Annotated in this window: 17 protein-coding genes and 1 pseudogene; 17 read left to right on the forward strand and 1 reads right to left on the reverse strand. The window is 61.6% G+C overall.

Annotated elements, in window-relative coordinates; genetic code table 11:
* Positions 1–327 precede the first annotated feature (327 nt).
* From PTE30175_RS20755 to PTE30175_RS20765, 3 genes are read left to right on the forward strand one after another with little or no spacing between them, the layout of a single operon-like run.
* On the forward strand, positions 328–1,125 hold the full coding sequence (locus PTE30175_RS20755; protein ID WP_150698968.1) for a transporter substrate-binding domain-containing protein: 798 nt from the start codon (positions 328–330) through the stop codon (positions 1,123–1,125).
* Positions 1,126–1,171: 46 nt separating this feature from the next.
* Positions 1,172–1,831, forward strand: coding sequence for an amino acid ABC transporter permease (locus PTE30175_RS20760; protein ID WP_150698969.1), 660 nt, complete (start codon positions 1,172–1,174; stop codon positions 1,829–1,831).
* 56 nt (positions 1,832–1,887) lie between these two features.
* Entirely contained in the window at positions 1,888–2,613 is a 726-nt protein-coding gene (locus PTE30175_RS20765; RefSeq protein WP_150698970.1) for an amino acid ABC transporter ATP-binding protein, read from the forward strand.
* A gap of 262 nt (positions 2,614–2,875) precedes the next feature.
* Here PTE30175_RS20765 and PTE30175_RS20770 read toward each other — a convergent pair.
* A pseudogene (locus PTE30175_RS20770) lies at positions 2,876–3,118 on the reverse strand (LysR family transcriptional regulator).
* A 302-nt stretch (positions 3,119–3,420) separates the two neighbouring features.
* Between PTE30175_RS20770 and PTE30175_RS20775 the strand changes: the two are divergent.
* The 14 genes from PTE30175_RS20775 (at position 3,421) to phbB (ending at position 23,221) form a co-directional block, all read left to right on the forward strand.
* The gene (locus PTE30175_RS20775; protein WP_150698971.1) at positions 3,421–4,620 is read left to right on the forward strand and encodes a M20 aminoacylase family protein; all 1,200 of its coding nucleotides are present in this window, start codon (positions 3,421–3,423) and stop codon (positions 4,618–4,620) included.
* A 316-nt stretch (positions 4,621–4,936) separates the two neighbouring features.
* A complete protein-coding gene (locus tag PTE30175_RS20780; protein WP_191629158.1) occupies positions 4,937–6,151 on the forward strand; it encodes a MalY/PatB family protein in 1,215 nt (404 codons plus the stop codon).
* Positions 6,152–6,171: 20 nt separating this feature from the next.
* Positions 6,172–6,636 carry a RidA family protein gene (locus PTE30175_RS20785; protein WP_150698973.1) on the forward strand — a complete coding sequence of 155 codons (465 nt, stop codon included), beginning with the start codon at positions 6,172–6,174 and terminating at the stop codon, positions 6,634–6,636.
* Positions 6,637–6,814: 178 nt separating this feature from the next.
* A complete protein-coding gene (locus tag PTE30175_RS20790) occupies positions 6,815–8,128 on the forward strand; it encodes an MFS transporter (protein WP_150698974.1) in 1,314 nt (437 codons plus the stop codon).
* A gap of 262 nt (positions 8,129–8,390) precedes the next feature.
* Complete coding sequence (locus PTE30175_RS20795; RefSeq protein WP_150698975.1) at positions 8,391–10,010, forward strand: Re/Si-specific NAD(P)(+) transhydrogenase subunit alpha; 1,620 nt, start codon at positions 8,391–8,393, stop codon at positions 10,008–10,010.
* Between the two features lie 32 nt (positions 10,011–10,042).
* Entirely contained in the window at positions 10,043–11,458 is a 1,416-nt protein-coding gene (gene pntB / locus PTE30175_RS20800; RefSeq protein ID WP_150698976.1) for a Re/Si-specific NAD(P)(+) transhydrogenase subunit beta, read from the forward strand.
* Positions 11,459–11,556: 98 nt separating this feature from the next.
* Positions 11,557–14,235 (forward strand): pyruvate dehydrogenase (acetyl-transferring), homodimeric type, encoded by a 2,679-nt coding sequence (aceE, locus tag PTE30175_RS20805; protein ID WP_150698977.1) that lies wholly within the window; start codon positions 11,557–11,559, stop codon positions 14,233–14,235.
* 22 nt (positions 14,236–14,257) lie between these two features.
* Positions 14,258–15,835 (forward strand): dihydrolipoyllysine-residue acetyltransferase, encoded by a 1,578-nt coding sequence (locus PTE30175_RS20810; protein ID WP_150698978.1) that lies wholly within the window; start codon positions 14,258–14,260, stop codon positions 15,833–15,835.
* Positions 15,836–15,851: 16 nt separating this feature from the next.
* Complete coding sequence (lpdA, locus tag PTE30175_RS20815; RefSeq protein WP_150698979.1) at positions 15,852–17,618, forward strand: dihydrolipoyl dehydrogenase; 1,767 nt, start codon at positions 15,852–15,854, stop codon at positions 17,616–17,618.
* A 13-nt stretch (positions 17,619–17,631) separates the two neighbouring features.
* The gene (locus PTE30175_RS20820) at positions 17,632–18,483 is read left to right on the forward strand and encodes an alpha/beta fold hydrolase (RefSeq protein WP_224788899.1); all 852 of its coding nucleotides are present in this window, start codon (positions 17,632–17,634) and stop codon (positions 18,481–18,483) included.
* Positions 18,484–18,487: 4 nt separating this feature from the next.
* Entirely contained in the window at positions 18,488–19,468 is a 981-nt protein-coding gene (gene lipA / locus PTE30175_RS20825) for a lipoyl synthase (protein WP_150698981.1), read from the forward strand.
* A 103-nt stretch (positions 19,469–19,571) separates the two neighbouring features.
* Positions 19,572–21,194: a PHA/PHB synthase family protein gene (locus PTE30175_RS20830; RefSeq protein WP_150698982.1), complete on the forward strand. Its 1,623-nt coding sequence runs from the start codon at positions 19,572–19,574 to the stop codon at positions 21,192–21,194.
* A gap of 49 nt (positions 21,195–21,243) precedes the next feature.
* Positions 21,244–22,428, forward strand: a complete 1,185-nt coding sequence (locus PTE30175_RS20835) for an acetyl-CoA C-acetyltransferase (protein WP_150698983.1) — start codon at positions 21,244–21,246, stop codon at positions 22,426–22,428.
* 46 nt (positions 22,429–22,474) lie between these two features.
* Positions 22,475–23,221: an acetoacetyl-CoA reductase gene (phbB, locus tag PTE30175_RS20840; RefSeq protein ID WP_150698984.1), complete on the forward strand. Its 747-nt coding sequence runs from the start codon at positions 22,475–22,477 to the stop codon at positions 23,219–23,221.
* Positions 23,222–23,228 lie beyond the last annotated feature (7 nt).

Here is a 23,228-nt window from a genome sequence, read left to right on the forward strand (position 1 = left end):
CGGTCGATTTGTGAAGAAAACTCTCGGCTGAGGCGCGAAAAAGTCAATTGCCTTGAAGTTTATGGCTAGTGATACTTAGTTCGTACCGTCCAGTTCGCGTCGAAAGCGCGTCAGGCGGTGCGACCAGATCTAGGCATCAGCGAAGAGTGCGAAACGCGAACAGGACATCGAATCCGAAGAATCACACGGAGATGTTGCGAGTAGCGGAGATGACCTGCCTGGAAAGGCCGGACATCTCACGCGACATTTGGAATGCTCGGTTGATAGATCAGTAACGGACTCACCGTTCATCGATAGCCTCAGTAGGTTACCACCGGAGACAGGACCATGAAGGTTAAGAAGGCCCTTCTTTTCGCAATTCTTTCAGTTACTGCGGCGTGCGCCTCGATCGGAGCACATGCGGAAGACCTGCTTGACACCGTCAAGGCTCGAGGCGTGCTGATGATCGGGATGGAGGGAACTTACCCTCCGTTTAATTATCGCGACACGAATGGCGAGTTGCAGGGCTTTGACGTTGACGTTGCCAAGGCGGTGGCTGCAAAGCTGGGTGTCAAGCCGCAGTTCTTTACGTCGGAATGGTCGAGCCTGATCGGCGGCCTTCAGGCCGGGAAGTTCGACGTTGTGACAAATCAGGTATCCGTTACGCCGCAGCGACGTCAGTCTCTCGATTTCAGTCCCCCTTACGCCTACTCGGCAGTCCAGGTTCTGGAAAAGAAGGACGACAAGCAGGAATACCGAACCCTTGAAGAACTGAAGGGAAAGCGCGTGGCGGTTACATTGGGTTCGAACTTCGCCGACCTGGCCAAGTCGGTTCCCGGCATCATTGTGCAGACGTATCCGGGGATGTCGGAAGCGCTTGGCGATCTCGTGAACGGTCGGGCTGACGCCTACCTGAATGACCGGCTCTTCGTGCCCTATCTCATCAAGACCTCGACCGTGCTCGTGCGCGGCGGTGGACTCCTGAAGAATACGAGCAATGAAATCGGCATCCCGTACCGGAAGGGAAATCCCAAGTTCTCTGCTGCGGTGAATGACGCGGTGGCTTCCATGAAGAAGGATGGCACGCTCGCCGCAATCTCGAAGAAGTGGTTCGGCACGGATGTCACGCAGCCGCTTGGTAACTGACGTATTGCCCAACAGCAAGACGTGCCGTACGTCGGAGAAAGCGTAGATGGAACGATTCAATCTGGTGTTCAATTCGGGCCCTGTTCTCTTGATGGGGACTCTGTTGACCATAAAGTTCGCGGTCGCGGCGATGGTGTTCGGGCTGGTGGTCGGTGTCTGCGCCGCGGTGATGAGAATCAGCGGCAATCGCGTGCTGGATCGAGTTGCTCAGGCATATGTGAGTGTCATGCGCGGTACGCCGCTATTGGTGCAGATGTTTGTCGTGTACTACGGCCTGCCAGATGTCGGCATTTCGTTGTCGCCAACGACGGCGGGGATTCTGACGCTGACATTGAACGCGGGGGCATATCTTTCGGAAAGCATGCGCGGTGCGATTCTCGGAATCCCCCGCGGACAATGGAGTGCATCGCATAGCTTGGGGCTGAGCTATTTCCAGACGCTCCGGCACGTGATCGGACCTCAAGCGCTACGTCTTGCTGTTCCTTCCATGGGAAACACGCTGATCAGCCTGATCAAGGATACGTCGCTCGTATCCGTGATCACGGTGACAGAGCTGCTTCGCTCCGCTCAGGAAGTCATCGCGACGACGTTTCAGCCATTGCCTCTGTATCTTGCCGCGGCGGCACTTTACTGGGTATTGAGCTCTCTGTTGTCTGTCGTTCAGCATCGGTTGGAAGGGCATTTTGCTTTGCGGGCCCGACACTAGGCGGCACACGGGCTGCTGTCGATAATTGAACAAATTTTCGAATCGGGTAATGCAATATGATCGACATCAATAACGTCTCGAAGTGGTATGGCCAATTCCGTGTGCTGGATAGCTGCACGACAGTTGTTCAGAAGGGTGAGGTGGTAGTGGTCTGCGGGCCATCGGGTTCAGGGAAGTCGACGCTCATCAAGACGATCAATGGCCTGGAAGGTTTTCAGGAAGGTACTATCACGGTCGATGGCATCAGCGTGGGTCACTCGAAAACGAACCTCACGTCGCTACGTGCGCGAGTGGGTATGGTTTTTCAGCATTTCGAGGTGTTCCCGCACATGAGCATCCTTCAGAACCTCACACTGGCGCAGGTCAAGGTCCTGGGGAGGTCTCGTGGCGAAGCCGACGAAAAGGCGCTGACGCTGCTCGATCGGGTGGGCCTCAAGGCGCATGCCAATAAGTATCCCGGTCAGATGTCCGGCGGGCAGCAACAGCGTGTTGCCATTGCGCGGGCGTTGTCAATGGATCCGACGGCGATTCTCTTCGACGAGCCGACGTCCGCACTCGATCCCGAGATGGTCAATGAGGTTTTGGACGTCATGATCGAGCTCGCGCAGGAGGGGATGACGATGGTCTGCGTGACCCACGAGATGGGGTTCGCCCGAAAGGTCGCAGACCGGGTCCTTTTCATGGACGGGGGCGCAATTGTGGAGGACTGTGAAAAGGATAGTTTCTTCGGTGCACCTCGATCGGAGCGCGCCCGGGACTTCCTGGCAAAGGTCCTGCATTGACATCAGCGAGATCCTGCAATTCCCGACGTTCCGCCACCGGAGTCGCACCGAGGTGACGCCCCGGTGGAGCTGACCTGCGAGTCGCGGCGGGACTCCCGGCGACTGTAATGGGTGCGAAATTCACTTCCTCTGAAATGACATTTCGTTTCCGCGCCTTGGCTGCGAGTGTGTGATTGCAGCCAAGGCCCGGACGCAGTCTTCTTTGCCACTTATCGGCAAGGTGTGTGGGATGCCGGAATTCCCCGCGGCCGGCGCGCTGCGCTCACTCTCTTGTTGCAGTTGCATCGTCAAGTAGCTTGCTTGCGTCTACTAGCAACTGGCTTCCAGCATCCGTCAATTTCACGCCACGCGTCGTTCGCTCGAACAAACGCGTGCCCAGATCGTCATCGAGCCCTTGGATCTAACGCGTCAAGGTGGGTTGCGCAATGTGCACCGCCTGGGCCGCGATGCTGATGCTCCCATGCTTCGCCACGGCAGGGAAATAGCGCAATTGGCGCAGATCCATCGCTATACCTTCCCGGCATCGGTTGGATGTTAAAAAGGTATTTTACGACATGCCGACTAATTTCTATCATTCAGCGTCATGCCTTGGAAAGTGTCGAAAAACTTCGACAGATCCTAGAGCAAAAGGAGTGATGGAGATGATTCAAGTGCCTAGATGTGCATGGAAGTTGTCGGCTTCGCGCGAGCCCGACACACCTGTTCGCGAGGACTTCGCATCGAGTCCTCTGTCAGGCGCTGTGCCTTCGCGTTGATCGGTTTGCGTTAAACGCTGCCGTTGAATCTATCCCTTCTGCGGATCGCCACATGTATCTCGACAAAGACGCCATCCTCAACATCGATCAGCTCACTGCCTTTCGTCACGATCTGCACATGCACCCTGAGCTGAAGTACGAGGAAAGCCGCACGGCCGACAGGATCGCTGCCTACCTCACAGCGCTGGGCATTCCGATGGTGCGCGGCCTAGGCGCCACTGGCATCGTGGCCAGCATCCACGGCAAGGGCCGCAGTGCCGGCAATCCGGGCCCGGCCTTGGGCATTCGCGCTGATATGGATGCGTTGCCGCTGCAGGAGATCAACCTGTTCGAGCATGCGAGCAGATATGAAGGCCGCATGCACGCGTGCGGACATGACGGACACACCGCCATGGTGCTGGGCGCGGCCGAACTGCTGGTGGCCAACCGCGACTTCGATGGCACGGTGCACTTGATCTTCCAACCTGCCGAGGAAGGCGGCGCAGGCGCGCGCGCAATGATGGACGAGGGGCTGTTCGATCAATTTCCCTGCCAAGCCGTTTTCGCGCTGCACAACTGGCCCGCGCTACCGCAGGGGCAGATGGGTGTGCGCGTGGGCCCGATCATGGCCGCTGCGATGAAGTTCGAGATCATTGTGCGCGGCAAGGGAGGGCATGCAGCGCTGCCGCACACGACGATCGACCCAATCCCGGTGGCTTGCTTCATCGTTGCCCAGTTGCAGACACTGGTGTCGCGCGGCACCGATCCACTGGACGCAGCAGTACTCACCGTAGGCAAGATCGACGCCGGCACGTCGCCGAACATTATCCCGGATGAAGCACGCATCTATGGTACTTGCCGCAATCTGACCAAGGAATCGCAGCAGTTCCTGATCGACGGCCTGCATCGCATTTCGGGCCATATTGCCGAGGCGCATTTCGCTGCGGCCGAAGTTGTTCTGATGTCTGGTGGCTACCCCAATACGACGAATCACAAAAAGGAAGCGGTGTTCATGGGCGAGGTCATGCGCGAGATGGTGGGCAACGATAACGCGCACACCGACGTGCTTCCCGCAATGACTGCAGAGGACTTCGGATTCATGCTGCAGCAGGTTCCTGGCGCCTATGGGTGGATCGGCAATGGGGCGGACGGCAAGCCAGGTGTGGGCTTGCACAACCCCGGCTATGACTTCAACGACCACAACCTGGATTTAGGCGCCCGATTCTGGAATCGACTGGCGCGCCGCTGGTTTGAAACCCAGGCGCAGCGCTAGTGCGCGCTTCCCGGCAAGGCGTATTCGGCAGCCCGCTGAGCATATCGACGAAACCACAACAGAAGGAGACATGGACATGACTCGCAAGGTGAACAAGCGTTTGATCCTCAAATCGCTGAGCGGCGCCATCGCTGCTTGCGCACTGGCCCCCCATGTCGTGGGCGCAAACATTTCCGACATAGCTTGTCAGTCTTGTGGTGTCCTACCCCGCTGAAAATGTACCAATTCCTCCCATGAGGCAACGCCGCTATCCTCGCAAAAAAGGATGGGTTTTTCATTGAAAAATGGAGTGATTGTGAATTCTTTTTCTTTCGCTATGCCCACCAATTCTGGTCAAAGAAATAGCTGCGTGTTCGACGAAGTTTTTGATCGAAAGAAATCCAACTCGATGAAGTGGGCCTTCGGGCAGAAACTTCTTTCCGCGGATGAATTTGCGGCCGATCCTCTGCCGATGTGGGTGGCCGATACCGATTTCCGCGCTCCCCAGCCCGTCATCGACGCCCTCCATGACGCAGTGGAGCATGGCATCTTTGGCTATCCCGGCGGTGCCACTGCCAGTTATGTCGAAGCGGTCGTAGGCTGGCAGGCCAAGCGCTTCGGATGGGATGTCCCGAAAGAATGGGTCATTCAGACCTCGGGTATCATCACGACGCTGAAGACTGCCATGCAGGCTTTTTCCGCGCCGGGCGATTCGGTACTGATCCAGCCGCCCGTCTATGGCCACTTCCACGGCGACGTCTTGATGAATGGTCGTCATCTGGCCTATGCCCCGCTGGAGCGCACGGAATCAGGCTATCGCTTCAACGAAAAGACTTTTGAGGCGGCGATTCAGGGCAACACGAAGATCTTCATTCTCAGCCACCCCCACAACCCGACGGGCAATGTCTGGTCTGAGAGCGAATTGAGAACCATGGGCGAAATCTGCCGGCGTCACGGAATTCTCGTGATCTCGGATGAGATTCACCAGGACCTGATCATCAATCCGGAAAAGAAGCATATTCCCTTTGCTTCTCTCAGCGAGGAATTCGCGCAGAACAGCATCACCTGCACTGCGCCGAGCAAGACGTTCAACCTGCCTGGCCTGCAAAGCGCGAACGTCTTCGTCCCCAACCGGCGCCTGCGCGAGGACTTGCTGAGGCAATACGACCGGAACATGTTCCCGTTGGTCAACACCCTGGGCATGGTAGCTGCGGAAGCGGCCTATGCGCACGGCGCGTCCTGGGTGGACGACATGCTGGAGTATCTGCGTGGGAACCACGCGCACTTCCGCGATGCGATCAACGGCGCTACGTCGAAACTCAAGGTCTTGCCGACGGACTCGCTCTATCTCGCCTGGATGGATTGCCGCGGGCTCGGCATGGACGCAGATGTGCTCAACAAGTTCATGCTGACCAAGGCAAGGGTCTGGCTCGACAAGGGGCAAAAGTTCGGTGCCGAAGGCCACGGCTACATGCGCGCCAATCTGGGCTGCCCGCGCTCCACGGTCGATGAGGCGATTCGCCGCATCACCCAGGCGATTACAGAGCTTTGAACTGACGGGAGCACCATCGCATGAGCGAAACGATTGAAAAGCGCCTGGCGCAGCTCGGCGTGGAACTGCCCACGCCCGCCAAGGGTGTAGCCAGCTACGTGCCCGTCATTCGCGTGGGGGATACGCTCGTCACCTCCGGGCAATTGCCCCTGAAGGATGGCCAGTTGATGTCGCGAGGCCTCCTTGGCAGCGAGCTCGACGTAGCGCAAGGGCAGCTCGCTGCCAAATGGTGCGCGGCAAATGTGCTGGCGCAGGCCAAGGCGGCTCTTGGAGATCTTGAGCGTATCCAGCGCCTCGTCAAGATCACCGTCTTCGTCGCGTCTGCTCCGGACTTCTGCGAGCAGCACGTCGTTGCCAACGGCGCTTCGGACCTGTTCGTCTCTGCGCTCGGGGACAAGGGTCAACACGCCCGATCTGCAGTGGGCGTTGCAGCCTTGCCGATGAACGCGGCCGTGGAAGTCGAAGCGACGTTTGAAGTCGCCTGATGTGACCAGATGGAGCAGTCCAGCGCTCCAGACCAGCATAGCTGCCCTGCCGAAAACCGCGGCGTGGATAAGAGGCAGCAGCACAGCAAGCAATGGGATCCGTGCATTGCTTGCTCCAAACCCTCACGGATTCTGTGACCAGTGCGATCAGAACGAATCACCAGGAGTGGAGACAAATATGAGCCAGAATCTTCATATATCTGAAGCGAGCATGCCCGCTCTGGATCAGAGAAAACCGACAAGACAACGGTTTTTCCTCGTAGTAATCCTGTTTATCGGGATTTCAGTTGCCTATCTGGATCGAGTCAATATCGCAGTCATTGCGGCGAATTCTCGGTTTCTTGCCGATATGGGCATTGCCGGGCAGCCAGTGAAAATTGGGCTGATGATGAGTCTGTTTCTGGGGGCCTATGGGATTTCCAATGTTGTCTTGAGTCCGCTCGGCGACTATTTAGGTTCCCGCAGAGCCATGGTGGTTGCCTATGTGATCATGTGCGCTTCTCTATTGATCGGCGGTATGGCAAGTACTTTTGGCATCTTGCTGGCCACACGTGTGCTATTGGGAATTGGTGAGGGCCTCTACTATCCCATGCAGAACACGTTCGTCAAAAATTGGTTCCCACCGAAAGAGCGTGGCAGAGCAAATACCGCTTGGCTTATTGGGCAGTCGCTCGCTCCGGCGGCTGCCTTGCCGATTTTCACCTATCTTGTCGCAGCGCACTCATGGGAATCAACTTTCCACTTTTCTTTAGCGCTCAGTCTTATTCCACTGGTATTGCTGTTGTTTTTTACGGCCGATACGCCCCGCGCGCACAAGCGAGTGAACGAGGAAGAGCGGAAATACATAGAGGAAAATCTGGCTAAGGAGAACGGTGACGGCAGCGAGGGTGCGCCAGTAAAAGAACCGTTTCTCAAGTTGGCAAAAACATACGCCTCAAATTATCGCTTTTGGATGCTACTGCTAATTCTTGCTTCAAATTCGATTTTGTCTTGGGGTATTGCGACGTGGCTCCCAACTTATCTGAACAAGGAGCGTGGATTTTCCTGGGAAGCCATGGGTTGGATATCGTCGCTGCCATTCGTTCTTGGTTTTCTGTTCAAGATCGTCGCAGGCGTAATCATCGACCGCACGGGAAGAAATGCGCCCGTCATGGCATTGTCGGCATTGCTCTGCGCTGCGGGAGTGTACCTGGGGGTGACTATTCAGGATAACTACACCGCCGCCATAGTTATTGCACTTGGCATTGGGGCTTCATCCGCGCAAATTCCGGGTATTTTCACCTTGCTTCAGAAATTGGTTCCGAAGACCGCAATGTCTTCGGCGGCTGGAACATTGAATGGCATTGCCGTGGGTTTTGGAGCACTTTCGCCAGTATTGATAGGGCTTTCCATCAGCGTGACTGGAAATTTCAGCTCCGCCTTGTATTTCATCATGGGCATCATATTGATGGGGGGTGTCTTGGCTGGCATTCTTGCGGCGCAAAAGCTGTAAATCTGCAGGACTGCATCCCAGTCCTCTCTATGGCGGTGGAATAATCGTCGTGCTGCAGTCAAAGTCATTTGTCAAGTAAATGACTTTGAATTCTAAATAATTCCGGTAAATACTGAGCAAATGGCCGGCCCACTCGCCATTCTCCGAACTGCTGGAATACAGCGTTCGGAAATGACGTGGGGCCAGGTACTCGCCAAGAGTGCTGCGCTGGATTGCTAAAACCGGACGCATCGTGCAATCGGTGCGTAATAGGAGACATTTCATGGAGACGAGGCCACGGCCCGAGGGGCAGCGCATCGGCGTGCCCAGAGAAACCTTCCCGCTGGAAAAACGCGTCGCCACGGTCCCTGACGTCGTCGAAAAGCTCATCAAGCTGGGCTTTACGGTCGCCGTCGAATCCGGCGCCGGCGAGGCCGCCAACTTCAGCGATGACGCCTACCGCGCCGCCGGCGCCGAGATCATAGACGGCGCCGCAGCCGTGTGGGCCGCCTCGGACATCGTGCTCAAGGTGCGCCCGCCGTGCCCTGACGAAGTGGCGCTGATGCGCGAAGGCGGCACGCTGATCGACTTCATCTGGCCCGCCCAGAACCCCGAGCTGATGCAGCAGCTCGCCGCCAAAAACGCCACGGTGCTGGCCATCGACTGCCTGCCGCGCACCTTGAGCCGCGCGCAGAAGATGGATGCGCTCACCTCCACCGCTGGCGTATCGGGCTACCGCGCCGTCATCGAGGCGGCCAATGCCTTTGGCCGCTACTTCAACGGCCAGATCACGGCCGCGGGCAAGGTTCCTCCCGCCAAGGTCTTCATCGCCGGCGCCGGCGTGGCGGGCCTGGCGGCCATCGGCACCGCGGCCAACCTGGGCGCCATCGTGCGCGCCAACGACACGCGCGCCGAGGTGGCCGACCAGGTCAAGTCGCTGGGCGGCGAGTTCGTCAAGGTGGACTACGAGGAAGACGGCTCGGGCGGCGGCGGCTACGCCAAGGTGATGAGCGAGGGCTTCCGGGCCGCGCAGCGCCAGATGTATGCGGCGCAGGCCAAGGATGCCGACATCATCATCACCACCGCGCTGATCCCCGGCAAGCCGGCGCCCAAGCTCATCACCGCCGAGATGGTGCAGAGCATGAAGCCCGGCAGCGTGATCGTGGACATGGCCGCCGAGCAGGGCGGCAACTGCGAGCTGACCGTGCCCGGCGAGGCCGTGGTGCGCCATGGCGTGACCATCATCGGCTACACCGACCTGGCATCGCGCCTGGCCAAGCAGTCGTCCACGCTGTACGCCACCAACCTGCTGCGCCTGACCGAGGAGCTGTGCAAGGCCAAGGATGGCGTGGCCGTGGTCAACATGGAGGACGATGCGATCCGCGGCCTCACCGTGGTCAAGGACGGCGCCATCACCTGGCCCGCCCCGCCGCTCAAGCAGGCTCCTGTGCCCGCACCCAAGGCAGCGGCCGCCCCGGTGGCTGAGAAGAAGAACGGCCACGGCCATGGCGCCGGCGCGCCCATGTCGGTCAAGTCGCTGGTCTTCGTCTTCGCGGTAGCGGCCGTGCTGTTCGCCTGCATTGGTGCCTATGCGCCCGCTGCCTTCCTGGGCCACTTCACGGTGTTCGTGCTGGCCTGCTTCATCGGCTACATGGTGGTGTGGAACGTGACGCCCGCGCTGCACACGCCGCTGATGAGCGTGACCAACGCCATCTCCAGCATCATCGCCATCGGTGCGCTGGTGCAGATCGCGCCGCCTGAAATGGGAGGTGCAGCCGGCGCGAATGGACGGCCTGACGGACTGATCATGTGGGTGGCCTTCGCTGCGCTGGTGCTCACGGCCGTCAACATGTTCGGCGGCTTTGCTGTCACGCGCCGCATGCTCGCCATGTTCCGCAAATAAGCCATAAGAAGAACAAGCAAGGAAAGACGCACATGTCCCAAAGTCTCGCCACGGTGGCCTACCTCGGTGCCGCCATTCTGTTCATCCTCAGCCTGGGCGGCCTGTCCAACCCGGAAACCTCGCGCCGCGGCAACCTGTTCGGCATGATCGGCATGGCGCTGGCCGTGCTGGCCACCGTCTTCGGCCCGCGCGTCAGCCCCTCGGGCATCACCTGGATCGTCATCGCGCTGGTCATCGGCGGCGGCATCGGCCTCTACGCCGCCAAGATCGTCAAGATGACCCAGATGCCCGAGCTGGTCGCGCTCATGCACAGCCTGGTGGGCCTGGCGGCCTGCCTCGTGGGCTTCGCCAGCTATGTCGATAGCTCAGTGCAGTTCAGCGGCGCCGAGAAGGCCATCCACGAGGTGGAGATCTACATCGGCATCCTGATCGGCGCGGTCACCTTCTCGGGCTCGCTCATCGCCTTCGGCAAGCTCGCCGGCCGCATCGGCGGCAAGCCGCTGCTGCTGCCCGGGCGCCACTGGCTCAACTTGGCCGCGCTGCTGGTGGTGATCTGGTTCGGCAAGCAGTTCCTGAACGCGCATGCGTCCGGCGCCGGCATGACGGCCCTGGTCGTGATGACCGTGATTGCACTGCTGTTCGGCGTGCATATGGTGATGGCCATCGGCGGCGCCGACATGCCGGTGGTGGTGTCCATGCTCAACAGCTACTCGGGCTGGGCGGCCGCCGCCACCGGCTTCATGCTGAACAACGACCTGCTGATCGTGACCGGCGCGCTGGTGGGGTCGTCGGGCGCCATCCTGTCGTACATCATGTGCAACGCGATGAACCGCAACTTCATCAGCGTGATTGCGGGCGGCTTCGGCTCGGGTGCGCCCAAGAAGGCGGCCACGGGCGACAAGGCTGCCGAACCGCAAGGCGAAGTGGTGCCGGTGAGCGCGGCCGAGACGGCCGAGATGCTGCGCGAGGCCAAGAGCGTGATCATCGTGCCCGGCTACGGCATGGCCGTGGCCCAAGCCCAGCACACCGTCTATGAAATCACCAAGACCCTGCGCGAAAAGGGCGTGGATGTCCGCTTCGCCATCCACCCGGTGGCCGGGCGCATGCCGGGCCACATGAACGTGCTGCTGGCCGAAGCCAAGGTCCCCTACGACATCGTGATGGAGATGGACGAGATCAACGAGGACTTCCCCGAGGCCGACGTGGCCATGGTGATCGGCGCCAACGACATCGTGAACCCCAGCGCCCTGGAAGACCCGGACAGCCCCATCGCCGGCATGCCGGTGCTGGAGGTCTGGAAGGCCAAGCACTCGATCGTGATGAAGCGCTCCATGGCCTCGGGCTATGCAGGCGTGGACAACCCGCTCTTCTACAAGGACAACAACCGCATGCTGTTCGGCGATGCGAAGAAGATGCTGGACGAAGCACTGGGGGCACTCAAGGCGTAAACGCTGTGTGTGCCCAGAGCGTGCGCCAGGACATTGGCATGGTGCCGCAAGAGAGAGCCTTTCATACAAAAGCAGTACGAGCAAAGTAGGAGACTTCAATGAGCCTGAATGACGATACGGATATCCCAGAAACCAGCGAATGGCTGGATGCCTTGAAGGCGGTCCAGGCGCACCGCGGGGCGAATCGTGCCAACTACATCGTCAACCGTTTGGTGGACGAAGCGCGGCGCGACGGCGTGTACATACCGCGCTCCTTGACGACGGCCTACTGCAACACCATTCCCCCCGCGCAGGAAGAAAAGAGCAGCGGCGACCGCGCGATCGAGCACCGCCTGCGCTCCATCATCCGCTGGAATGCACTGGCGATCATCCTGCGCGCGAACAAGGAATCGTCCGAGCTGGGTGGCCACATCGCCAGCTTCCAGTCCGCGGCCACGCTGTACGACATCGGCTTCGGCCATTTCTGGCATGCACCCACCGACTCGCATGGTGGCGACCTTGTTTATATCCAGGGCCACTGCTCGCCAGGCATATACGCCCGTGCATTCGTCGAAGGGCGCTTGACCGAACAGCAGCTCCTCAACTACCGCCAGGAGACCGGCGGGCAGGGCATTCCCTCCTACCCCCATCCGTGGCTGATGCCCGACTTCTGGCAGTTCCCCACGGTCTCGATGGGCCTGGGCCCACTGATGGCGATCTACCAGGCGCGTTTCCTCAAGTACCTGCAGGGCCGCGGCCTCGCCGATACTGCGCCGCGCAAGGTCTGGGCCTTCATGGGTGACGGCGAAATGGACGAGCCCGAGTCGCTCGGCGCGATCTCGCTGGCTGGCCGGGAAGGGCTCGACAATCTGATCTTCGTCATCAACTGCAACCTGCAGCGGCTTGACGGCCCGGTGCGTGGCAACGGCAAGATCGTGCAGGAACTCGAATCGGTCTTCCGCGGCGCCGGCTGGAACGTCATCAAGGTGCTGTGGGGCAGCAGCTGGGATCGGCTGCTCGCGAAGGACAAGAGCGGCAAGCTACTCCAGCTCATGGAGGAGTGCGTCGACGGCGAATACCAGGACTTCAAGAGCAAGAGCGGCGCCTATGTGCGAGAGCACTTCTTTGGCCGCTATCCGGAAACCAAGGCGCTGGTCGAGGACATGAGCGATGAGGACATCTGGAACCTGTCACGGGGCGGCCATGATCCGGAGAAGGTGTTTGCCGCCTACGCGGCGGCCGTCAAGCACACCGGTCAGCCGACGCTGATCCTGCCCAAGACGGTCAAGGGCTACGGCATGGGCGAGTCGGGCGAGGGTCAGATGATTGCCCACCAGGCCAAGAAGATGACGCAGGACGCGCTGCGCGGGTTCCGCGACCGCTTCCAGATCCCCGTGAGCGACGAGGACCTGCCCAAGGTGCCCTTCATCAAGCTGCCGGAAGACAGCCCCGAGATGAAGTACCTGCACGAGCGCCGCGCCGCGCTGGGCGGCTACTTGCCACAGCGCCGCCAGAAGTCGAGCGCGCTGACGATCCCGCCGCTGTCCGCCTTCCAGCGCCTGCTGGACAGTACCGGCGAGCGCGAAATCTCGACCACGATGGCTTTTGTGCAAATGCTGGGTACCCTGGTCCGCGACAAAGTCATTGGCAAGAATATCGTGCCGATCGTCCCCGACGAATCGCGCACCTTCGGCATGGAAGGCATGTTCCGCCAACTGGGCATCTGGTCCTCGCAGGGCCAGCTTTACAAGCCGCAGGACGCCGACCAGCTGATGTACTACCGCGAGTCCAAGGACGGCCAGGTGCTGCAGGAGGGCATCAACGAAGGCGGCGCAATGTCCAGCTGGGTCGTCGCGGCCACCTCGTACAGCACCAACAACGTGCCGATGATCCCGTTCTACATCTACTACTCGATGTTCGGACTGCAGCGCGTGGGCGACCTGGCATGGCTGGCGGGCGACATCCGAGCCCGTGGCTTCCTGCTGGGTGGCACTGCTGGGCGGACCACGCTCAACGGCGAGGGCCTGCAGCACGAGGACGGCCACAGCCACATCCTGGCCGGCACGATTCCCAACTGCATTTCCTACGACCCAACCTTCGCTTACGAGGTCGTGACCATCATCCGCGAGGGCATGCGTCGCATGTACGAGGCGCAGGAAGACGTCTTCTATTACGTCACCCTGATGAACGAGAACTACTCCCACCCAGGCCTGGCCGACGCGGGTGAGGGCGCCGAGGAAGGCATCCTCAAGGGGCTCTACAAGCTCAAAGCGGGTGGCAAAGCCAAGAAGGGCCTGCGCGTGCAGCTGATGGGCAGTGGCACCATTCTGCGCGAGGTGATCGCCGCGGCCGAACTGCTGCAGAGCGACTGGGGCGTGACCGCTGACCTGTGGAGCGCCACCAGCTATAACGAACTGCGCCGCGACGGCATGGCAACCGAGCGCTGGAACCTGCTGCACCCGACGGAGGCCCGCCGCAAGAGCTGGGTCGAGGCTTGCCTCGACGGGAACGAGGGCCCGGTGATCGCCTCGACCGACTACATGCGCAACTACGCGGACCAGATCCGCGAGTACGTGCAGGCGGCCGGGCGGCGCTACGTCGTGCTGGGCACCGATGGCTTTGGCCGCAGCGACTACCGCGTCAAGCTGCGCCGCTTCTTCGAGGTCGATCGCTACTACGTGACGGTGGCTGCACTCAAGGCACTGGCCGACGAAGGCTCGATCAAGCCAGCGGTGGTGGCCGAGGCGATCGCCAAGTACGGGCTGGACACCGAGTGCGCCGCCCCTTGGACCGTCTGATACCGCTGCGAGGAACTACGACATGAGCAACAACGACATCAAAGTACCCGACATCGGCGATTTCAAGGACGTGCCGGTGATCGAGATCTTCGTGGAGGTGGGCGACACCGTAAAGGCGGAAGATCCGCTGGTCTCGCTGGAATCCGACAAGGCAACGATGGATGTGCCCGCGCCGCGCGGCGGCGTGGTCAAGTCGATCGCGGTCAAGGTGGGTGACAAGGTTAGCGAAGGCAGCGTCATCATGAGATTCGACGATGCCGGTGCCGCCGGCGCGCCAGCCGAGGCAGCCAAGCCGAGCGTCAGCGCCGCGCCTGCAGCAGTGAGCGCGCCGGTGGGCCTCGCCGAAGTACGGGTGCCCGATATCGGCGATTTCAAGGACGTGCCGGTGATCGAGATCTTCGTGAAGGTCGGTGACACCGTGAAGGCGGAGGATCCGCTGGTTTCGCTGGAATCCGACAAGGCCACGATGGACGTGCCCGCGCCGCTGTCCGGGACGGTGCAGGAGATCCGCGCCAAGCTCGGCGACAAGGTCAGCGAGGGCAGCGTGATCATCGTGCTGTCGACCGGTGCGACGACACCGGCTCCCGCAGCGGCGGCAGCGGTTGCGGCGTCCGCACCCAGCGTGCATGCGTCCGCACCCGCCGCCAGCGGCGGTATCGATGAAGCCGCCTTTGGACTCGCCTACGCCGGCCCGGCCGTGCGCAAGCTGGCGCGTGAGCTGGGCGTTGACCTAGGCAAGGTCAAGGGCACTGGCGACCATGGCCGCATCGTGCAGGCTGACGTGGAAGCGTATGCCAAGGGCGGCGGCAAGGCCGCGGAATCGGCAGCGCCGAAGTCCTCCGGGGCCGGCGCAGGCGTTGGCGGCATCGACCTGTTGCCCTGGCCCAAGGTCGACTTCGCCAAGTTTGGTCCGACCGAGCGCAAGGAGCTGTCGCGCATCAAGAAGATCAGCGCTGCCAACCTGCACCGCAACTGGGTGGTCATTCCGCACGTCACGACACACGACGAGGCTGACATCACCGACCTCGAACAGTTCCGCGTGCAGATGAACAAGGAGCTGGAGAAGTCGGGCGTCAAGGTCAGCATGCTGCCGTTCATGATGAAGGCGGCGGTGGCGACGCTAAAGAAATTCCCCGAGTTCAATGCCAGTCTCGACGGCGACGCGCTGGTGACGAAGAACTACTGGCACATCGGCTTTGCCGCCGATACGCCCAACGGTCTCGTCGTTCCGGTGATCCGCGACGTCGATAAGAAGACGATCCCCGAGATCGCCAAGGAAATGTCGGAACTGGCCAAGCTCGCACGCGACGGCAAGCTCAAGCCGGATCAGATGTCCGGCGGGACTTTCACTATCAGCTCGCTGGGCGGCATCGGCGGCATCTACTTCACGCCGATCATCAATGCCCCTGAGGTGGCGATCATGGGTGTCTGCAAGAGCTACTGGAAGCAGCACTCGAGCGACGGCAAGACGTCGAGTTGGCGGCTGACGCTGCCGCTATCGCTGTCGTGGGACCACCGCGTCATCGACGGCGCGGCAGCCGCGCGTTTCAACGTCCACTTCGCCAATATTCTCGCCGACATGCGGCGCATCATGTTTTGAACGGGAGCCGTAAGCCATGGCACAACTCGTGGAAGTCAAAGTACCGGACATCGGTGATTTCAAGGACGTCGCGGTGATCGAGGTGATGGTCAAGCCGGGCGAGACGATCGCCGTCGATACCGGCCTGGTCATGGTGGAGTCCGACAAGGCCTCGATGGAGATTCCGTCGACGCACGCGGGCGTCGTCAAGGAGATCAAGGTCAAGGTCAACGACAAGGTCAGCGAAGGCTCAGTGATCTTGGTTGTCGAAGCCAGCGGTGCAGGTGCGGCGGCACCGTCGCCAGCTCCGGCAGCCGCAGCGCCAGCCAAGGCGGCTCAGCCACCGGCTCCTGCTGCGCCTATCCCCGGCGCTGCGACATACAGCGGCAAAGCCGACTTGGAGTGCGAGATGCTCGTGCTCGGCGCGGGCCCGGGTGGGTATTCGGCAGCTTTTCGCAGCGCGGATCTCGGCATGAAGACCGTTCTCGTCGAGCGATACCAGACCCTGGGCGGCGTCTGCCTGAACGTCGGCTGCATCCCGAGCAAGGCGCTGCTGCATACCGCAGGGGTGATGGACGAAGTCAAGAACCTGGGGCGCCACGGCATCAAGTACACCCCGCCGGAAATTGACATCGATGGACTGCGCGACTTCAAGGATGGCGTCATCAAGAAGTTGACCGGCGGCTTGGCCGGTATGGCCAAGGCACGCAAGGTTGAGGTCGTGACGGGCGTCGGCAGCTTCCTCGATCCGCACCACGTCGAAGTGGTCGCGGCCGATGGCGGCAAGACGGTGGTCAAGTTCGCCCAGGCGATCATCGCAGCCGGTAGCCAGGCGGTGAAATTGCCCTTCATGCCCGAGGACGAGCGCGTGGTCGATTCCACCGGGGCGCTCCAGCTCAAGTCGATTCCCCGGCGCATGCTGGTGGTGGGCGGCGGCATCATCGGCCTGGAGATGGCCACCGTGTACTCGACGCTGGGCGCGCGCATCGACGTCGTGGAAATGCTCGATGGTCTGATGCAAGGGGCCGACCGCGATCTGGTCAAGGTGTGGGAGAAGGTCAATACCCCTCGTTTCGGGCATGTGATGCTCAAGACGAAGACCGTGGGCGCCAAAGCCACGGCGGCAGGTATCGAGGTCAGTTTCGAGGGAGAGAAGGCGCCGAAGGAGCCGCAGCTGTATGACGTGGTGCTGGTTGCGGTTGGTCGCAGCCCGAACGGCAAGAAGATCGGCGCCGAGAAAGCGGGCGTGGCCGTCACCGATCGCGGCTTCATCAACGTCGACAAGCAGATGCGCACCAACGTGCCGCACATCTTCGCGATCGGCGACATCGTGGGCCAGCCCATGCTGGCTCACAAGGCGGTGCATGAAGCGCATGTGGCCGCCGAGGCTGCGCACGGTGAAGCTGCCTTCTTCGACGCGCGGCAGATCCCGTCGGTGGCATACACCGATCCGGAGGTCGCGTGGGCGGGCAAGACCGAGGAGCAGTGCAAGGCCGAGGGCATCAAATTCGGCAAGGCCGTGTTCCCGTGGGCGGCTTCGGGCCGCGCAATTGCCAATGGCCGCGACGAGGGCTTCACCAAGCTGCTCTTCGACGAGGCGACGCACCGCTTGATCGGCGGTGGCATCGTCGGCACGCATGCCGGCGACCTGATCAGCGAAGTCTGTCTGGCGGTTGAGATGGGTTGCCATCCCGATGACATTGGCAAGACGATCCATCCGCATCCAACGCTGGGTGAATCGATCGGTATGGCTGCGGAGGTGTTCGAAGGTCATTGCACTGACCTGCCGCCTCAGAAGAAGTAGGGGGAGCATCGGCGTGGCACTCGATCTGGCTTTCGAAACCGTCGGCAGCGGGCCGGCACTGGTACTGCTGCACGGCCTGTTCGGGTCGCGCAGCAACTGGCGCCGCGTTGCGCGCGAGCTGGCGGCAACGCACACCGTGGTCAGCGTGGATTTGCGCAACCACGGTGCGTCGCCGTGGTCGGGTGCCATGGACTACCCGGCGATGGCCGACGACGTGAAGCAGTTGATTGAGCGCCTGGAATTGGAGCGACCGGCGGTGCTGGGGCACAGCATGGGCGGCAAGACTGCCATGGCCTTGGCATTGACGTCCCCCGAGCTGGTGGATCGCCTGATCGTCGTCGATATCGCCCCCGTGTCCTACGCCGACACCCTGACACCGTTTGCCGACGCCATGCGCAGGGTCGACCTGACTGTCGCGACCGGCCGCGCCGACGTGCAGCGGCTCCTGGGGCAGTTCGTGCCCGATCCGAGCGTGGCGCCCTTTTTGATGCAGAACTTGATGGTGAGCGGCGATCACTTTGACTGGCGCCTGAACCTGCTGGGCATCAGTGCGGCCATGTCGGGGCTGTGTGCTTTTCCCAAAGAGCTCCTGGATCTGCGCTGCGAGTGCCCCACCACTGTCATTGCTGGCAAGCATTCGAACTATGTGGTGCATCACGACGGATCCGAATTCCTGCCGATGTTCCCGCAGGTCAATGTTGATGTCGTTGAGAACGCCGGGCATTGGGTTCATGCCGACCAACCCATTGCATTTACCAATTGCATCAGGGCAGCACTGAGCTTGCCGGATACACCGCCTGGTGGGAACCTGGCTGGAGGGGGGAGCCCGCCCGTCTTGTGGTCAATGCCCAAAATGGAGTGCTAGAACAATGAACAGCCATGTCTCAACGGGAGCGCAGCGCGGCGACGCGAAGACCGCGTGGATCCCGATCAAAGTGGAAGCAGGGCCATCCGTTTCCAAGCCTGAGTGGATTCGGGTCCGTGTCTCGCAAAGCGAGCGCTTCCGCGAGGTCAAGCGCATGCTTCGCGAGGCGGAGCTGAACACAGTGTGCGAGGAGGCCTCGTGCCCCAACATCGGCGAGTGCTTTGGCAAGGGCACGGCCACCTTCATGGTGCTGGGAAGCCTGTGCACACGCCGCTGTCCTTTCTGTGACGTCGCACATGGTCGTCCGATGCCGCCCGATCCATTGGAGCCCCAGCACCTTGCAGACACCGTATCCCGGTTGAGGCTGAAATATGTGGTGATCACCAGCGTGGATCGCGACGATCTGCGCGATGGCGGCGCTGCGCATTTTGCGGCGTGCATTCGCGCCATACGCCAGCAATCGCCGGATACCCGCATCGAGGTATTGACCCCGGACTTCCGCGGCCGCGCCACTATTGCGCTTGACATTCTCGCGGCCGATCCGCCGGACGTGATGAACCACAACATCGAGACGGTTCCCCGGATGTACAAGCAGGCACGGCCGGGCGCCGACTACAGGCACTCGCTGCAACTGCTTCGGTCGTTCAAGGCGCGCTGCCCCGACGTGCCGACGAAATCAGGACTGATGCTCGGTCTGGGAGAAACCGATGCCGAAGTGCTGGATGTTCTTCGGGACATGCGCCTGCACGGCATCGACATGGTGACCGTGGGTCAGTACCTTCAACCGCGTCCTGGCAACCTCCGTGTCGAACGCTATGTCGAGCCGGCGCAGTTCGAAGCGCTTGCCGGGCAAGCCCGTGCCCTGGGTTTTTCCAGTGTCGCATGCGGTCCTTTCGTGCGATCCAGCTACCACGCCGATGTGCAAGCCCATGCGGTGGGCGTTGCAGCCTGCGAGCACGCAGGCGCAACCGAGGAGGTCAATTGAATGGTGATCCCCACGGATTCTCGAAAGCTGCGCTCGATAGGTGGGGCCGCTTCATCCTCAAACCCAGTGAGCCCTCGACGGCAAGCTCCACGGAGGTACAACCATGAATGAACCCAAGTCCGGCCCGGGCGCCGCACAATGGCCAGCTGCTTGGACCGAGGCGCAGGCGAACGCCGTTTCCACGCTGCAGGTCTGGCAGCAGGGTATGCAGGAGATGGCAAATTTGTGGTCGTCGGCTCTGATGCCAACAGGATCCGTTGGGCCTGACCGCCGCTTCGCCGGCGATGCGTGGCAGCAGGATCCCCGGTTCGCGCAGTTTTCGCAGGGTTACTTGCAACTTGCCGCCTTAATGCGAAAGGCACTGGATGCGGCCCCGATGGATGAGCGTAGCAAGGCTCAGTGCGGTTTTGCGCTTCGCCAGGTCGTGGATGCCATGAGTCCTGCGAATTTTCTGGCGACCAATCCCGAAGCGATCAAGGCTGCGATCGACAGCGGCGGCGCTTCCCTGGTCGAAGGTGTGCAGTTGTTCCTCGCTGATCTGGCCAAAGGCAGGGTGTCCATGACGGACGAGCAGGCTTTCGAGGTCGGCCGCGACGTTGCCACCAGCCCGGGCAGCGTCGTGTTCGAGAACGAACTGATGCAACTGATCCAGTACGCGCCCACTACGGCCAAGGTGCACCAGCGCCCCCTGGTGATCGTTCCGCCCTGCATCAACAAGTTCTACATCCTCGATCTGCAGCCCGACAATTCGCTGGTGGCCCATGCGGTGGCACAGGGACATACCGTCTTTCTCGTCTCCTGGCGCAGCACCACGCAAGAGCAGGGTCATCTGCGCTGGGACGACTATGTTGAGCATGGTGTGCTCCAGGCGCTGGCGGTCGCGAGCCGGATCAGCCGTGCCGACCAAGTCAATGCCCTGGGCTTCTGTATCGGCGGCACCTTGCTGGCCAGCGCCCTGGCCGTCGCCGCCGCCCGCGGACAAAAACCCGCGGCCAGCCTCACCTTGCTGACGACCATGCTCGACTTCTCGGACACGGGCGAGCTCGGCCTGATGGTCGAAGAGACCTTGGTGGCGGCGCGCGAGGCCGCCATTGGCGGTGGCGGGGTGCTGCATGGACGTGAGCTGGCCCAGGTGTTTGCCGCGTTGCGGGCCAACGACCTGATCTGGCCCTACGTGGTCAATGGCTACCTGAAGGGCAAGGCGCCACCCGCGTTCGACCTGCTGTTCTGGAATGGAGACGATACCAATCTGCCGGGGCCGATGTACTGCTGGTACCTGCGCAATACCTACCTGGAGAACCGGCTGCGGGAGCCCGGCGGCACGGTGCAGTGCGGGATTCCAGTGGATCTGTCGCGCGTCGATGTGCCGGCCTTTGTCTACGCATCGCGCGAGGACCACATCGTGCCCTGGAAGACTGCCTATGCCAGCACCCGGTTGCTGGGCGGCGAGACACGCTTCGTGCTCGGCGCCAGCGGCCACATTGCCGGCGTGATCAACCCTCCCGCCAAGCGCAAGCGCAACCACTGGATTGGCAGCCTCGCGCCAGACGCAGAGTCCTGGCTGGAAGGCGCTCAAAGCATCGAAGGCAGTTGGTGGCCGGAGTGGAGCGAATGGCTGAGTTCGCGCGCCGGCTCCCAGGTCAAGGTCCCCAAAAAAGCCGGCAATGCCGAATTCCCCGCCATTGAACCTGCACCGGGGCGCTATGTAAAAGCCAAGGCGACGTGAACAGCGTCGCAGTTCTTTGATTCCAACCTCAATGAAGAAGGAGACTTCCATGTCCGACGATATCGTCATCGTTTCCGCAGCTCGCACCGCCGTGGGCAAGTTCGGCGGCTCACTGGCCAAGATCGCGGCCACCGAACTGGGCAGCATCGCCATCAAGGCCGCGCTGGAACGCGCCAAGCTCACCGGCGACCAGGTGGGCGAAGTGATCATGGGCCAGGTGCTGGCGGCAGGCGCGGGCCAGAACCCGGCCCGCCAGGCCGTCATCAAGGCCGGCCTGCCCAAGGAAGTGCCGGGCCTCACCATCAACGCCGTGTGCGGCTCGGGCCTGAAGGCCGTCATGCTGGGCTACCAGGCCGTGCTGGCGGGCGACAGCGACATCGTCGTCGCCGGCGGCCAGGAAAACATGAGCGCCAGCCCGCACGTGCTGATGGGCAGCCGCGACGGCCAGCGCATGGGCGACTGGAAGATGGTCGACACCATGATCAACGACGGCCTGTGGGACGTGTACAACCGCTACCACATGGGCATTACCGCCGAAAACGTGGCCAAGCAGGAAGGCATCACCCGCGAAATGCAGGACGCCATGGCCCTGGCCAGCCAGCAGAAGGCCGCCGCCGCCCAGGCCGCCGGCAAGTTCAAGGACGAGATCGTCCCCGTCGTCATTCCGCAGCGCAAGGGCGACCCGGTCGTCTTCGACGCCGACGAGTTCATCAACAAGAAGACCAACGCCGAAGCCCTGGCGGGCCTGAAGCCCGCCTTCGACAAGGCCGGTAGCGTGACGGCCGGCAATGCCTCCGGCATCAACGATGGGGCCGCCGCCGTGGTCGTGATGACCGCCAAGAAGGCCGCCGCCCTGGGCCTGACGCCGCTCGCGCGCATCGCCAGCTTCGCCACCACCGGCCTGGATCCGGCCTCCATGGGCCTGGGCCCGGTGTCGGCCTCGCAGAAGGCCCTGAAGCGCGCCGGCTGGAACGTGAGCGACGTCGATCTGTTCGAGCTGAACGAAGCCTTCGCCGCGCAGGCCTGCGCCGTCAACAAGCTGCTGGACGCCAACCCAGCCAAGGTCAACGTCAACGGCGGCGCCATCGCCATCGGCCACCCCATCGGCGCCTCCGGCTGCCGCATCCTGGTGACGCTGCTGCACGAAATGCAGCGCAGCGGCGCCAAGAAAGGCCTGGCCGGCCTGTGCATTGGCGGCGGCATGGGCGTGGCGCTGGCCCTCGAGCGTGCTTGAGTCCAAGTCGCATCGGTTTCTTTCACAACACACAAGGAGAAATTACATGAGCAATCAACGCGTGGTATTGGTCACTGGAGGCATGGGCGGCCTGGGCGAAACGATCTCGACCAAGATGGTCGACGCGGGCTATAAGGTCGCCGTGACCTATTCGCCCGGCAACAAGACCCATCAGGAATGGGTGACGCAGATGGCCGACAAGGGCTACGACATCGTCGCCGTTCCTTGTGACGTGGCCGACTACGATTCGTGCGCCACCGCGGTTGAAGACGTGCGGGCCACGCTCGGCGCTGTGGACGTGCTGGTCAACAACGCTGGCATCACGCGCGACATGACCTTCAAGAAGATGGACAGGGTCAACTGGGACGACGTGATGCGCACCAACCTGGACAGCCTCTTCAATATGAGCAAGCAGGTGGCCGACCAGATGGTCGAACGCGGCTGGGGGCGAATCATCAACGTCTCGTCGGTGAATGGCTCCAAGGGCGCGTTCGGTCAAACCAACTACTCGGCCGCCAAGGCCGGCGTGCATGGCTTCACCAAGGCTTTGGCGCTTGAGGTGGCAAAGAAGAACGTGACGGTCAACACCATCTCGCCGGGCTACATCGGCACCAAGATGGTGACCGCGATCCCGAAGGAAGTGCTGGACAGCAAGATCTTGCCGCAAATCCCGGTGGGCCGGCTCGGCAAACCGGAAGAGGTCGCTGGCCTGATCATTTATCTGGCTTCGGAAGAAGCCGCCTTCGTAACGGGTGCCAATATCGCCATCAATGGCGGGCAGCACATGCAATAAGGGGAGA

This window comes from Pandoraea terrae (genome assembly GCF_902459695.1).
GTDB classification, from domain to species: Bacteria; Pseudomonadota; Gammaproteobacteria; order Burkholderiales; family Burkholderiaceae; genus Pandoraea; species Pandoraea terrae.

Excerpts from the sequence above, each read along its gene's own strand:
- PTE30175_RS20755 (WP_150698968.1), top strand. The coding sequence starts at position 328 with ATGAAGGTTAAGAAGGCCCTTCTTTTCGCAATTCTTTCAGTTACTGCG.
- PTE30175_RS20760 (WP_150698969.1), top strand. The coding sequence starts at position 1,172 with ATGGAACGATTCAATCTGGTGTTCAATTCGGGCCCTGTTCTCTTGATG.
- PTE30175_RS20765 (WP_150698970.1), top strand. The coding sequence starts at position 1,888 with ATGATCGACATCAATAACGTCTCGAAGTGGTATGGCCAATTCCGTGTG.
- PTE30175_RS20775 (WP_150698971.1), top strand. The coding sequence starts at position 3,421 with ATGTATCTCGACAAAGACGCCATCCTCAACATCGATCAGCTCACTGCC.
- PTE30175_RS20780 (WP_191629158.1), top strand. The coding sequence starts at position 4,937 with ATGCCCACCAATTCTGGTCAAAGAAATAGCTGCGTGTTCGACGAAGTT.
- PTE30175_RS20785 (WP_150698973.1), top strand. The coding sequence starts at position 6,172 with ATGAGCGAAACGATTGAAAAGCGCCTGGCGCAGCTCGGCGTGGAACTG.
- PTE30175_RS20790 (WP_150698974.1), top strand. The coding sequence starts at position 6,815 with ATGAGCCAGAATCTTCATATATCTGAAGCGAGCATGCCCGCTCTGGAT.
- PTE30175_RS20795 (WP_150698975.1), top strand. The coding sequence starts at position 8,391 with ATGGAGACGAGGCCACGGCCCGAGGGGCAGCGCATCGGCGTGCCCAGA.
- pntB (WP_150698976.1), top strand. The coding sequence starts at position 10,043 with ATGTCCCAAAGTCTCGCCACGGTGGCCTACCTCGGTGCCGCCATTCTG.
- aceE (WP_150698977.1), top strand. The coding sequence starts at position 11,557 with ATGAGCCTGAATGACGATACGGATATCCCAGAAACCAGCGAATGGCTG.
- PTE30175_RS20810 (WP_150698978.1), top strand. The coding sequence starts at position 14,258 with ATGAGCAACAACGACATCAAAGTACCCGACATCGGCGATTTCAAGGAC.
- lpdA (WP_150698979.1), top strand. The coding sequence starts at position 15,852 with ATGGCACAACTCGTGGAAGTCAAAGTACCGGACATCGGTGATTTCAAG.
- lipA (WP_150698981.1), top strand. The coding sequence starts at position 18,488 with ATGAACAGCCATGTCTCAACGGGAGCGCAGCGCGGCGACGCGAAGACC.
- PTE30175_RS20830 (WP_150698982.1), top strand. The coding sequence starts at position 19,572 with ATGAATGAACCCAAGTCCGGCCCGGGCGCCGCACAATGGCCAGCTGCT.
- PTE30175_RS20835 (WP_150698983.1), top strand. The coding sequence starts at position 21,244 with ATGTCCGACGATATCGTCATCGTTTCCGCAGCTCGCACCGCCGTGGGC.
- phbB (WP_150698984.1), top strand. The coding sequence starts at position 22,475 with ATGAGCAATCAACGCGTGGTATTGGTCACTGGAGGCATGGGCGGCCTG.